The 12,946-nt window shown below is 58.8% G+C and carries 11 protein-coding genes and 3 pseudogenes; 6 read left to right on the plus strand and 8 right to left on the minus strand.

The window, feature by feature from the left end:
• Window positions 1-746, plus strand: a 746-nt coding sequence (locus EOA33_RS09260) for a M24 family metallopeptidase (protein WP_145989095.1), incomplete at its 5' end; no start/stop codon positions are given.
• Window positions 747-951: 205 nt separating this feature from the next.
• Here the strand turns inward: EOA33_RS09260 and EOA33_RS09265 are convergent.
• The 3 genes from EOA33_RS09265 to ehuB form a co-directional block, all read right to left on the minus strand.
• On the minus strand, window positions 952-3,354 hold the full coding sequence (locus EOA33_RS09265) for a transketolase (RefSeq protein WP_127405469.1): 2,403 nt from the start codon (window positions 3,352-3,354) through the stop codon (window positions 952-954).
• A gap of 152 nt (window positions 3,355-3,506) precedes the next feature.
• The gene (locus EOA33_RS09270; RefSeq protein WP_210212561.1) at window positions 3,507-4,295 is read right to left on the minus strand and encodes an amino acid ABC transporter ATP-binding protein; all 789 of its coding nucleotides are present in this window, start codon (window positions 4,293-4,295) and stop codon (window positions 3,507-3,509) included.
• A gap of 207 nt (window positions 4,296-4,502) precedes the next feature.
• The gene (gene ehuB, locus EOA33_RS09275; RefSeq protein ID WP_127405470.1) at window positions 4,503-5,375 is read right to left on the minus strand and encodes an ectoine/hydroxyectoine ABC transporter substrate-binding protein EhuB; all 873 of its coding nucleotides are present in this window, start codon (window positions 5,373-5,375) and stop codon (window positions 4,503-4,505) included.
• A 380-nt stretch (window positions 5,376-5,755) separates the two neighbouring features.
• On the opposite strand from ehuB, the pseudogene EOA33_RS09280 reads away from it, so the two are divergent.
• Window positions 5,756-6,371, plus strand: a pseudogene (locus tag EOA33_RS09280) (hypothetical protein); the annotation flags it as partial.
• Window positions 6,372-6,648: 277 nt separating this feature from the next.
• Here EOA33_RS09280 and EOA33_RS09285 read toward each other — a convergent pair.
• On the minus strand, window positions 6,649-7,311 hold the full coding sequence (locus EOA33_RS09285) for an amino acid ABC transporter permease (protein ID WP_127405471.1): 663 nt from the start codon (window positions 7,309-7,311) through the stop codon (window positions 6,649-6,651).
• Complete coding sequence (locus EOA33_RS09290) at window positions 7,301-7,960, minus strand: amino acid ABC transporter permease (RefSeq protein ID WP_127405472.1); 660 nt, start codon at window positions 7,958-7,960, stop codon at window positions 7,301-7,303. Before EOA33_RS09290 ends, EOA33_RS09285 begins: the two co-directional genes overlap by 11 nt.
• A 254-nt stretch (window positions 7,961-8,214) precedes the next feature.
• On the opposite strand from EOA33_RS09290, the gene EOA33_RS09295 reads away from it, so the two are divergent.
• The 3 genes and pseudogenes from EOA33_RS09295 to EOA33_RS09310 form a co-directional block, all read left to right on the plus strand.
• Window positions 8,215-8,976, plus strand: coding sequence for a GntR family transcriptional regulator (locus tag EOA33_RS09295; protein WP_210212562.1), 762 nt, complete (start codon window positions 8,215-8,217; stop codon window positions 8,974-8,976).
• 40 nt (window positions 8,977-9,016) lie between these two features.
• Window positions 9,017-9,133, plus strand: a pseudogene (locus EOA33_RS09300) (winged helix-turn-helix domain-containing protein); the annotation flags it as partial.
• A gap of 636 nt (window positions 9,134-9,769) precedes the next feature.
• A pseudogene (locus tag EOA33_RS09310) lies at window positions 9,770-10,006 on the plus strand (Lrp/AsnC family transcriptional regulator); the annotation flags it as partial.
• Window positions 10,007-10,504: 498 nt separating this feature from the next.
• On the opposite strand, the gene EOA33_RS09315 reads toward EOA33_RS09310, so the two are convergent.
• Entirely contained in the window at window positions 10,505-11,614 is a 1,110-nt protein-coding gene (locus EOA33_RS09315; protein WP_127405474.1) for a hypothetical protein, read from the minus strand.
• 108 nt (window positions 11,615-11,722) lie between these two features.
• Window positions 11,723-12,277 (minus strand): SMC-Scp complex subunit ScpB, encoded by a 555-nt coding sequence (locus EOA33_RS09320; RefSeq protein WP_245482278.1) that lies wholly within the window; start codon window positions 12,275-12,277, stop codon window positions 11,723-11,725.
• On the opposite strand from EOA33_RS09320, the gene EOA33_RS41330 reads away from it, so the two are divergent.
• The gene (locus EOA33_RS41330; RefSeq protein WP_281033510.1) at window positions 12,246-12,368 is read left to right on the plus strand and encodes a hypothetical protein; all 123 of its coding nucleotides are present in this window, start codon (window positions 12,246-12,248) and stop codon (window positions 12,366-12,368) included. The two genes, EOA33_RS09320 and EOA33_RS41330, sit on opposite strands and share 32 nt — an antisense overlap.
• Window positions 12,369-12,471: 103 nt before the next feature.
• Here the strand turns inward: EOA33_RS41330 and EOA33_RS09325 are convergent.
• Window positions 12,472-12,946: DUF1403 family protein (locus EOA33_RS09325; RefSeq protein WP_127405476.1), on the minus strand; the 475-nt coding region annotated here is incomplete at its 5' end.

A 12,946-nucleotide genomic window follows, 5' to 3' on the forward strand; every position in this document is an offset into this window, starting at 1 on the left:
AAAGCGACAATGACGTCTTGTGGCGGGTGCGTCTGATCAAAACGCCATTTGAAGCGCAAATGAAGAAGACCGCGTTCGACATAGTAAATAAAGCGTTCGATCAGACAATTGCAAACGCCTATGTTGGCGTCTCTGAGTTTGAGCTTTATCAGCTGATGCAGGCGCAGATCTATCTCAATGGAGCTGAGAGTGCAGATCCGATCGCAATGCTATTCAGCGACGGTGACTTTTTCTATGGCCGCCCCCCATCTAGTCGGAAGCTCAGAGAGGGCCATTACATCTGGACTGATTTCCGAGCTACGTACGGCGGCTATCCCGCCGATCGTAATCGAATTGCACGATGTGGGAAGCCGACCGACTGGGAGATAGATACCTACGAGCGCACGCGCTCGTTGACGATTGAACTTGCCAAGAGCTTCAGACCCGGCCCGCGCTGCTGCGACATCTTCAGCAAGTTCCAAGAGCTTTGGAACGAGGCCGATCTCGGTCCAGTCTACGGGCAGGTCTCACGCATAGGACATGGCGGCGGGCTTGATGTGACGGAACCTCCATCAGTATCCGCGACCGATGAAACGGTTATCGAGTCGGGCATGATTTTTCATGTCGAACCGAAACTTGAGAAAGACGGCGCAGTGTTCCAGTTTGAAGAGGTCGTATTCGTTCGCAATGATGGCGTCGAGTTCCTGAGCGAGCTCTCGCCTGAGAGTGTCCCGGTTATCAAACCTGCCAACAAATCATTGACGTGAGGAACGCACTGGCGATGACCGCCTCCGTCACGAGCGAGGGAACCGTTGAGCGCGCTTTTCTCGGACCGGTCGGCAGATGGTCGTGGCGCTCCCATGCAAAACATGGCCCATAGCGCATCCCTTACTTCGGACGAGAGGAGCCCCTCTGGGTTTACAGAGCGATCCCTGTTCAACGATCCTATTAGAAGCAGGTGAATGGCAAGTTCTACGCAGCCCAAGCGAGTTTGCGTCCCGGCGTGAGGTTTGAAGCGACCTGGGCGATGTTGGCGGCATCGAGCCCGTAGTGTCGGTAAAGGTCGGCGACGGTGCCGGTCTGGCCAAAATGTTCGACGCCCAGACTGTGGGCGCGGTGGCCGATAACTCCGCCAAGCCATGACAACGTTGCGGGGTGGCCGTCGATGACTGTCACGATCGCCGTGTGGCGTGGCAGCGGCGCGAGCAGCCGCTCGATGTGGCCGGTCGCACCAGGGTGGCCGCGGGCGCGGGCCCGCATTGCGGCCTGCCAACCGGCGTTGAGCCGGTCGGCCGAGGTCACCGCCAGCACGCCGATGTCGCGGCGCAGATCGGCCAGCATTCCGGCCGCGGCGATCGCCTCGCTTGCTACCGTGCCTTGATAGGCGATGACAAGGTCACAGTTCGGACCCGGCTTTCGCAGCCAGTAGGCCCCGTCAACCACGCCCTGTTCGAAGGCAGCGTCGCGCGCCCGGTTGGGTTGCTCGAGCTGACGTGTCGATAGGCGCAGATAGACCGCTCCACCGGTCTCGTCGCGCAGCCAGGTTCGCTCGTCGGGATCTCCTTCACCGTCGCGCTGCATGTAGTCGAAGGCCCAGCTCATGATGACTACCAACTCGTCGGCGAATGCCGGCTCGAAACTGGCAAGCCCGTCCTGACTCATGCCAATCAGGGGGGATGCGATCGACTGGTGCGCGCCGCCCTCCGGCGCCAGCGTCACCCCCGACGGGGTACCGACGATCATGAAGCGCGCATCTTGGTAGCAGGCATAGTTGAGTGCATCGAGGCCGCGCGAGACAAACGGGTCGTAGACCGTGCCGATCGGGATCAGACGTTCGCCAAACAGCGAGTGAGAGAGCCCCATCGCGCCAAGCAACAAGAATAGGTTCATCTCAGCGATCCCGAGTTCGATGTGCTGGCCTTGCGGCGTGAAACTCCATTTCTGGGCGCTGGGCACCCGCTCGTTGCGAAATGTGTCAGCCAATTCGGTGCGGGCGAACAATTGCCGCCGGTTGACCCACGGTCCAAGGTTGGTCGAAACAGTCACGTCTGGAGACGTCGTGACAATGCGGTCTGCAAGCTCGCTGTCCGATTTGGCGATGGCATCCAGAATCTTTCCGAACGCTGTTTGTGTGGAGATTATTTCGCGCGGGCTTGCCGGCGTTGGCACCGCATCGGGCACGAGTGCAACAGGTGCAGTTCGATGGCGGCGGCGCCCAGCTGCAAAGAACGGCGTGCCGGCGATGAAGGCTTTCAACGCTTTCCCATCCATGTGAAGCCCTTCGGCCGGATCCCACTCATGCCCGTCGCGGATGTTCATGCGTTTTTTGAACGCTTTCATCTGAGGCTCGGTCATCAGCCCTGCATGGTTGTCCTTGTGCCCAGCAAGCGGCGTTCCCCAGCCTTTGATCGTATAGGCGATGAAGACGGTTGGGCGGTCGTGGTCGATGGCGTTGAACGTGTCGGTCAGGCTCGAAAGGCAGTGCCCGCCGAGATTCTCCATCACGGCTCCCAGCTCCTCGTCTGTGCGCCGCTCCAGAAGTGCGCTGACCTCGCCTTGGTCGCCGATCTCGTCCATCAGACGCTTGCGCCAAGCCGCGCCGCCCTGAAACGTCAGCGCCGAATAGAGTTGGTTAGGGCACCGGTCGATCCAGCCCTTTAGCGCCGCGCCGCCTGGCTCATCGAAGGCGGCGCGCTGCAGCGCGCCATATTTGAGCGTCACGACCTCCCAGCCGAACGCCCTGAACACCGTCTCAATGCGTTCATAGAGCCCCTCGCGCACCACCCCATCCAGGCTCTGCCGGTTATAGTCGATGATCCACCAGGTGTTGCGAAGATCGTGCTTCCAACCCTCCTGGAGGCATTCATAAATATTGCCCTCGTCGAGCTCAGCATCACCGACCAACGCCACCATGCGTCCCTTCGGCCGCCCGGCCGTTGCCCAGCCCCTTGCATGCACATAGTCCTGCACGATTGAAGCGAATGCGGTGATCCCGACCCCCAGGCCGACCGAGCCGGTGGAAAAATCGACGTCATCGACATCCTTAGTGCGGCTCGGATAGGACTGCGCCCCACCAAAGCCTCGGAAATTGTCGAGTTTCTCGCGGGTTTGGTTCCCGGCCAGGTATTGCAGCGCGTGGAACACCGGTGAGGCGTGCGGTTTGACTGCCACACGGTCCTCGCGTCTCAGCACGTCGCAATAGAGCGAGGTCATTATCGAGACCATCGAGGCGCAGGAGGCCTGATGGCCGCCAACCTTGACACCATCCACCTTCTCACGCCGGTTTGCCTGATCGATAACCCAGCAGGATAGCCACAAAACCTTCCGCTCGATCTCGCACAGTATGCGTCTAGAGTCTGCCTGCAAGGCTTTCATGAGATCTCCCTTGCTCTTCTGTTCACAACGATGCCCTGATAGTCATCGACAGTGCCGCACTCGCTCGTAGCTGATCCAAAGCGGCAAAGCGCTTCTCAGGCAACAGTCCGCAGTGCTTCAACCGCGCTTCGCCTGTGCGCATACTCTGTTCTTTAATGCAGGATTTGATCGAGGAAGCGGCGGGTACGTTCCGCCTCGGGTGCGCGAAAGAATTTCTGCGGCGGCGCTTCCTCCACGATTTCGCCTCGGTCCATGAAGATGATCCTGTCGGCTACCTCGCGGGCGAAGCCCATCTCGTGCGTGACGCAGATCATCGTCATTCCGTCCTTTGCGAGACGGGTCATCACATCAAGAACTTCTTTGATCATCTCTGGATCGAGTGCCGATGTCGGCTCATCGAATAGCATGATCTTTGGCGCCATGCAGAGCGCGCGTGCGATCGCCACGCGCTGTTGCTGGCCACCCGAAAGCTGCGCCGGGTATTTATCAGCTTGCTCGGGAATGCGGACTTTCTCGAGGCTGCGCATGGCGATCTCTTGCGCTTCCGCTTTGTCCATCTTCTTCACACGGGTCAGGGCGAGGGTGCAATTCTGAACGACAGTGAGATGGGGAAAGAGGTTGAACTGCTGGAAAACCATTCCAATGTCGCGGCGGAGAGCTGGGAGATTCCGCATACCGGCCGTCAGTTCGACACCGTTGACAATCACCTTGCCTTCTTGATGCGACTCGAGATGATTGATGCAGCGGATCAGCGTCGACTTGCCCGATCCCGATGGGCCGCAGATGACGATACGCTCGCCGTTCCGGACCGTGAGACTCACATCCTTCAGCACTTGGAAGGTACCGAACCACTTGGAAAGACCACTAATCTCGACCGCGGGCTTGGCCGCCATCATTGCCGGCTTCTGAGTGTTGTCGATTGCACGCAATGTTGCTTTCATAACTCTTCTCTAAATTAGCGCAACGTCGATTGTCGGGGACTTTCGACCAAATGTTCACCGATGGGAGCGCCAGGATAAGAACAGTCCAAACCGCAAGTCTCGTTCGGCATTCGCGGTAGTCCGATCCCTGACGCTCCCCAGCTTCTCTAGCTCCCGCTTGAGGCGGAGGTTCTGCTGCTGTGCCGGTCCGCGTAAAACGGGGGCTAACTATTCCTCGCTGCAGGCTTGTTCCGCCGTAACCGAAGCGACATCAATTTCGATACCATACTTCTTCTTGATGGCGTCAACTGTGCCATCTGCCTTCATTTCCGCGAGCCGTTTGTTGTAGGCGTCACGCAGGTCCGTATCCGCAAGTCGGAAGCCAATCGCGGACGCGCCGCCTGCCTCGATCCCATCTTTCGCGATGAATCCGGTAAACGGCATGGCACGGTCGATACTGTCTTTGAGATTTGGGTCGTGCAGGAGCCTGCCTATACTGGAGGACGCCATGGGTACCCCCTCGACGCGACCGCCGGTCAGGGCGGCTACCGCGGCGTTGAAATCGGTTAGCTGCAGCATGCGGTCCTTAGGCACGCCCGCCGCGATCGCATGTTCGATGGCGGCGCTGCCGCGATCGGCGGCTAGCCGCAGCTTCGGGTTACCAGCTACGTCCGCGTAGCTGTGGATGTTGAGTGGATTTCCCTTCATCACGAGCAGGGCATCTTTTTCGACCAAATCGGGATCGCTAAAGGCCACCGCTTTGCAGCGTACTGGCGTGATCCACATCCCAGCAGCAATGGCATCGAATCGGCCCGATTGAAGGGAAGAAATAAGCGCCGGGAACTCGGAGATGACAAAATCTATTTTCTTGACGCCCAGCGGTGCAAGGGCAGCGCTGATGAGATCAGGGCTGAAACCGGCGACTTGTCCGTTCGCGTCACGGAATCCCCACGGTTGCGAGTTATCTATTCCCACAGTGATCTTTCCCTCTGACTTGATCTTTTCGAGCGTTGTCCCGGCCGCAGCGGGAAGCTCGGTCGCACCAAATGCGATCATGATGGCAGAGATCACCACCATCGCCCTTCTTGTCATATTCTTCATTCTAGTTACTCCCCTAGAGGTTTTAAGCAAGCTACCATACCATGTATACCTTATCCGTCAATGGGGTTGGTATACCCTTTCCCGCTGGAGGCCGCAGCACCCGCAACCGGCTACTGGCATGCCATCAAAGACTTCAGAGGAGAGACTGCACCCCTTGCCTCAAACCGGGGCGCCACCCGATCCGCGTGCTCGCAACGCCTCGCATCGGCTGTCGATTATTATCGTGATGGTGGGCGGCGAACTTATGCGGAGCCACGACGGCGATGGCGTTCGCTCTGGTTTGCTGAAAACCGCAAGACCGCCCGGTCATGCTTGAAGGACTACGACAAAGCACCCAATCCACCTGCTCGCGCGTAGACTTCGACGTCGGTGCGCGGCGTTTGCCGCCTCCGCCGGCCGGCTTCGCCCAGGTACCCACCGCCGGTGCCGACAATGAACGCACCGTCCAATCCAGTGTATTCGATCTTTTCGCCGGACACGAGATCGGCTGTGAGTTGAAAGCCATGTAGCAATGGCTACTAAGACTAGACCAGCATCGCGAGCTTTTGAGCCTGATGACACGAGACCTGCGCCGGCACGGTCTCAAGGAGACCGACCACGAAGGCCTGCCGGCGGAGGCTGTGCTGCGCTGCGCCCCGCTCAAGCAGCACCGCCAACTAAGCTATCAGGAACTGGCCTTTCGCCTGGAGGGCTCCGCCTGGTTCCGGGCTTTTGCCCGCCTGCCACGCGGGTGGAGCCCAAAGAAATCAGTCTGCATAAGATGATCGCCGCGATCCGGGCGCCGACCTGGGAAAAAATCAACAAAGTACTCTTGCAAGCGCCAGGCGAGAGAAGTTGGAAGGCGGCAGGTGGTGCGTGGACAGCACCGTCACTTCAGCACTCATTCACGAGCCGAGCGACAGCAGCCTGTTATGGGACGCTGGCCAGGTGATGGTGCGGCTGTTGCAGCGTGCGGATGCACCTGGCAGCACCGGCTCATGGCACGATCACTGCCGCGGCGAAGAAGCGGTCCGGCGATCGAATACATTCGAAGCTGGAGACCAGCCTCGTCTCCTATGTACCAGCCGCATCTCGTCGATCGAGCGGTCAGCTTCCGGATCAAGCGCATCCAGGCTGGCGTCCTTGGGGGCATCAATGCGGCCGGAGTTGCGCCCCCACCGCCTTGGACTGGCGTCGCCTGCTCGCGCTCAAGCACCCACCTAGCAGCTCGCTCGCCCGCACTCACTTCGAACCGCTTCGCCACCTGAGAGCAGCTTCGGCAGCAACTCCAATTCTAGGGACGCGGAGTGATCAACCCGAGACGCCGCTCCAGGCGTCCGATAAACGCGACCGCAACCAAGTCCAGGAGCAGAAAGAGAATGCCGGAAACAAATGTCGGCTCGGCATAGCGGTAGGTCTCCGACGCAACATCGAACGCGCTGCCCAGCATCTCCGGAACTCCAAGAACTGCAAGTAGTGGCGTAGACAACAGGATGGAGACAGAATAGGCGCCGAGCGGTGCCGCGACGTTACGAAGCATCTGCGGCGCAACCACGAATATCATCGTGTCAGGCCAACCGATTCCGAGGCTCTGCGCAGCTTGGCTCTGCCCTGCGGGTATCGCGTCGATCCCGGCCTTGAAAACCTCAGAGATATAGCCTGAGAAATAGAAGCTCAGCCCGAAAATGCCGACGAACATCGCAGGCAGCTTCACACCGTAGTAGGGTAGCACGAAGAAAAGAAAATAAACTTGGACAATTACAGGTGTCGAACGAATTGCATCAATGATGAACTGCGTAATCGGACGCATGAATCGGTGGGACCGTCGCAGCATTTCCCAAAAAAACCCGAGTGCCGTCGCGCAAACAAAGCTGAAAATCGCTACCAGGATCGTGTTTCCAATACCCTGTAGAACCCGCGGTACGATCTGCAATGCGAATGCAAAATCAAAACTCATGGGACGCTCCTCGTCCTTTCGCGAACGACTTTTCCAGATATCGCCCAAGAATGGTCACCGGATAACAGATGATCAGGTAGGCAAGCAGAAGCCCCGAGTAGATCCCGACAGGATCGTAGCTCAGCGCAAAAAGTTCCCCGGCTCGGAAGGTCATGTCCGAGAGCGTGAGCAGCGAGACCAAGGAAGTGCCTTTGATCAATTGGATCGCCTGATTGATGAAAGTCGGAATCATTGCGGCGATTGCCTGAGGCAACTCAATCAGACGAAGCACGGCGAGGCGACTCAACCCTAGAGCGAGCCCGGCCTCCCGCTGCCCTGGGTTAAGGGCCTGCAGTGCGGCACGGACCGACTGGCTGCCATACCCTCCGGTATTGAGCCCAAGGACCAATGCGCCTACGGTAAAGGCGGAGAGATAGATCCCGAAGGCAGGAAGCGAATAGTAGAAGGCATAGAGGAGCACGAGAACAGGAGAACTGCGCCAGAATTCGATGATGGCGGTAACAATTCGCCGGTAGGTACCGGTTGAGAAATGCTGGAGGACACCCGCAACAAGAGCGAATGGGATTGCGTACATGAGCGCGAGAATGGTGACGCTCAGAGTAACACCAAATCCGCTGTATATTCCCCGCATGATGTCAAGGAAGCTCATTCACTCTCCTCCGCTACCAGCTTTCAGGGCACGAGCTCTGGTCGTCGAACCTGCCGGCCATGCCCCCGGCCAATGCAGTTTTTTGCTGAATTCCGAAGTCCTCATTCCGGCCCTCCCCTCAGTTGACAATCAGAAGTACTTATACTAGGTATATCCACAGGGTCAATGGGGCCCGACGTCAGGTCAGCCACTGTCAAGATCCGGTCCGATCAGACGGTACTAGTTTCGGACGGCCCCCCGCTATGGAGAAGGCTTTGAACAATTTACAGCTGAGAGGGGCATCCTCCCTGCATGAGTCGGTGCGCCAAGAGCTTCTCAAGCGCATCAAAGACGGCACTTACCCGTCAGGAGATCCGATCCCCTCCACGGCGACGCTTAGTGAACAATTCGGCGTCAGTCCGATTACTATCAAGCGGGCGTTGCGCGACTTGCAAACCGCAGGAGCGCTGATCGCGATCGCAGGCAAAGGCACGTTCGTTAAGCAACAAAGACGATTCCTGCGCGAACTTGATGTCTGGTTGTCCTCGATGGACAACGCTCGCGTACTTGGTTTCACGCCAAGCATGCGGCTGCTGTCCATCACCAGGGAAAGAATATCTGATCCGACAATGAGTGTGTTCAGCCCGCCCGCCGAAGCAATGCTTTGCGTGCGGAAGACGATCCTGGCCGACAACTTACCTATTATGTATGATGCCACTTATCTTTCATCGGACATAGACGACGCTATCGTCGAGGAATTCGGCGAGCGTTTTGTAACTGACGCGCTAGAGCGACATGCTATCGGAATCGTGAATACCCGTATCATTATCGATGCAGCTCCAGCTGCCGGAAAAATCGAGGAAATATTCGAGATCCCAAACGGTTATCCGACGCTACGTCGGCTGTACAAAGTTACGACAACTGATCCAGGCATCACTATTTTCGGTGTGGTCGAATCTCCCTTCGACCGGCTTGCATGCTCAATAACAATTCCTTCAGACCCGAGGTCGGAAGGCCGTGCAATGAACAAGAAGTGACGGCTTGGGAGCCAACTCCCAACGTGCACAATCGCTGCCGATGATCGTCGCTGGAAAGTCACCGACCTTGGATTTGGATTCGAGCGAGGGGCGCATCACAAAGCTGGCCTTGGCCGACATCGTCGGTCTTTCGCCCACCCCCTGCTGGACGAGGCTGGGTTTGCAGCGGGCCTTTCGCGCAGTTGCGGATGGGAATCATGTTGCATGGCAAGCCCCCGGCGATCTCGGGCACGGCTTCATCACGAGGCCGCCTGCGATAATGTTCGGTGATCAAAGCCGGCTCGCAACCGCACAAGACGGAAGTTCAGGCCAACGCTGGCATAAGTCGGAGCGACTGTGGCGGACAGTCGGATTAAAAGGCGCGTGGAATCCGAATCGTGCGGCGCCATTGGCATTCTGAAAGAGTTCGGGGATCGGGAGTTCGTAGATCGCGAAGTGGTCGATTGCCAACTCGTCCTCAGCAAAAAGGACCGCGCATCGTCAGAGAACGCAGCGTGCTCCAGGTCGATCTGGCGTTAAGTAGCCCTCGGCAGACGGCAGCGGCGCCCAGGTTTGAGCATCAGCGGGGCGATCTGTCCCCACTCCTCGCCCGGCAGGTCGGAAGGGTAACGCTTGGCATGAATTGCGCATGACTTACGTCCGTACGACTGTTGCCCCTACCTTGTGGTTCGGGGCGGGGTCAGTCTCAAAGAAATCTTTTACGGTCAGGCCCGTAGAGCCGCGTCGCCCTCCCTGCTAGCCGTTTGCGGTGATGGCCGGCATCCGCGACCGTAGGCAGCAAAAAGTGGACGCCATGGCCGCAAACAAACTCGATCCGATCGATCTCAAAATCCTAGACGCCGTCCAGCGTGACGGCCGCATCACCAAGCTGGCACTTGCCGACAAGGTCGGCCTTTCGCCGACGCCGTGCTGGATGCAGCTGCGAAAACTGGAAAAGCCCGGCATCGTCTCGGGCTATCATGCCAGCGTCGCCATGCGTTTGATCGCGCCTGTTGCCACTGTGCTGATGGAGGTGACGCTGGCCAGTCACATGGTCACCAGACGGTGAAGGACGAGACGGTTTTGCCGGTGCCCGACCTGTTGGCGGTGCAGTCGTAAGGTGGCGCGCAGAGAAATCTTCCCACCAGGGCGCACAATTGAGAGTCTGCCGGCAGGCATCCAAACGGCTCACCTTGTCGACCGGTTCGCCCAGTTGCTTGTCGAAGTCGTAGTCCAGAACTCTTTGAAGTTGCAGAGTACGACGTAACGGGGCCGATCGGGAACAGCCGCGATCCAATAATCGAATCGTCCTGTACAACGGATTGGCGTGCGACTGGGCGAAACGCAAGAAATCCACGACGTCCACGATATGAGCCATGCATACTATCGATGTGCTGTCGCTGATGCCCCGTCGGGCAACTTCCCTCTCTCGCAATCAGCGCCGAGCCTGCACAGCTCGGGATGACCCCGCGGTGGTTCAGCAGGCGCCATATATCGATGGCGGGAAGGGGGACATCGGCGTGGGACTAGCCTCCGCCAAACGCGCGGCCTAAGTGCGAGTGGCGGGCATCGATACATTAATGCTGATGCCATCGCTGAAACCTAGAACAACAGCATTCCCGTCGAGATCGAGCCAAAGCGGCCCAGCCAACATTGTGGGTTTCTTGGGACCCCGCCGAAGAACAAGAACCGGTCCCGCCAGACGCTGCCGCTGATCCAGGGGAACGGTGTCGACCAAAGCGGCAATTTGCGCCGCAGCTTCCGCGACGCTCCCTTTATCGCGCGGCATAGCATACTCAGAATTCGCCCTGGTCTTGATGGCTTCGGCTAGTTCATCTCTCGACATTGGCTCCGAGGAGCTGCGGACAATGTCAATCATGGCCGCGATTAGGGCCGTGCCGATCGACGTCAAACTGTCGTGGCGAGCTAGGCCTGGGAGCATTCTTTCGCCGATGCTGCTATCATCGAACGGCGCAACGAGTCGCACCAGTTCCCCATAGTCGCCGTCCCAAACACCCGCGTTTAGAAAATCGCCCCCGGCATGAAAGCCTTCCCAAACCTTTGGCTCGAAATGATCCTTTCCCATTCGAAACCGGGGATGGGCCAGCAATTTGGCCTTCAGGGCATCCCATGATTGGATGTCCATATGCAGCGTGTCGACCGTTCCGACGTAGGTCCAATGGTCGCTGGGAAGCATGATGGCTGCCTCGGTGACGCCGTTTGCGTAGTTATCCCAAAACGCAATCCAAAGGTGATACATTAACTCTCGTTCGAACGGTGTCCCGACAGCTCCGATCCCAAGCGCGCAAACATCCTTCAATGTGACGACGGTGTTTTGCACGGTCCGAATCGCTTCTCCGAGAGCTAGGGGTTCTTGAGGTTTATGCTTCGAACGATTGTAAAGGTCGCGCATTGCATGCAGCGATGGCACGCGATCCCCATGAAGTGACGTCGACTTAAATTGTTCGATCAGCGTGAAGAAGTTGTCCGCGCGTGACGACATGGGGAAGGCAACCGACCGCAAAAATGTTTCGATTCGGGATCCCAAAGGATCTATCACTGAGGACACATCTGCCCTGGCATAGGGACCATAGCCAATGCGTCGCAGGCGCTCGAGCGCCGCGTCTAACGCTTCAACAATTTCATCCCCTCTAGTCAACTCTCCTCCCTTGGCACTCTGGCGTGTCGCATACTACGCTAACAATCTCGCCTGCGGCTCTAAGTGAACCGGACCAGTCTTTCAGACTCAGCATTCGTCGTTATACTTTCAGATGTCGGGCTCCGAACCGTCATCTTGATCGCTATCTGAAAACCCCGGCATGATGTCGCCTGCCAGCAGCTTTTCCTTTGACAGCAGCCCCGCATCCTCGAGCGCCTCGAAATCCGGCAGGTCGCGCAGCGTATCGAGCCCGAACTCCAGCAGGAATTCTTTTGTCGTCACGTAGGTGTAGGGCGCTCCCGGAGTCGGGCTACGCGGACCGGAAGCAATCAGGCCGGCACCGCGCAGATGACCAATGAAATCGCGACTGATCTCCTTGCCGAAGAAAGACGACAACTCGGCGCGGGTGATCGGCTGGAAATAGCCGATGCACATCAGCACCAGCACGTCCGACTGGGTCAAGTCCACGGCGCGCCCGCCGCCGACGGCCGTGCCAGATGCACTGCCAAATGCACTGCGGATGGCGTCGGCATAGGCCGGCCGGGTCAGGTGCCGAAAACCGCCGGCGACGGAGGCGAGGTCATAGGGGCGGCCGCGCAGTTCCTCGCGGATGTCGTCGATCAAAAGATCGATGCTGCAGCTTTTCCCGACGATCCGCGCCAGCGTCTCACGGCCGACCGGCTCGCTCGCGGCAAAAATCGTTGCCTCGACGCGATGCATCCATTCGCGCCAGCGCGCCTCCGGTGGCAGCTGATCCAGTTCCCGGTCAAACAGCTGGTCAGCTGATCGCCGTTCGCCCGATCGACGCTCATCTGACCGGCTCTCCCCTCGCCTGCGCGATGCCTCCGCCATGATCGTCAGAGCCCGTAGATGCGAAAAGGTCCCGTAGATGCGAAAAGGTTTGGGCGGCCGGAAAGCTCGCACACGGCGCCGAGTTCGACCAGACGGTCGAACAGGCGGCGCAATCCGCGATCGCTCATGCCGGCAATCTTTTCCGAGGCAACGATCGCATCGTGCGACAGAAGCTTGTCGACGACGGCGTCCGCCGCCTTGGCCCTGAGTTTCGGGGCGACGGCAAGCAGCCGGTCCGCGCGGCGCTCGAGCTCGGCGGAAAGATCGATTGCACGCAGCGCGGCGCGCGCCTGCGCGGCCAGCAGGCTTTTGGCCCGATCGGCTTCGATTTCGGCACCCGCGGCCAGAGCGGTAGTCACTGGTCGACGCGCCCGGCCCGTACCCACGGCTAAGGCCGCCTCGCCGCCCAGCAAAGGGATTGCATGCGTCCAGCCTAGCCGCTGCGCGAGCAAGGCATCGGCGAGCCAGGCTCCTACTGCG

Source organism: Mesorhizobium sp. M4A.F.Ca.ET.050.02.1.1, assembly GCF_003997725.1.
Classification (GTDB): Bacteria; Pseudomonadota; Alphaproteobacteria; order Rhizobiales; family Rhizobiaceae; genus Mesorhizobium.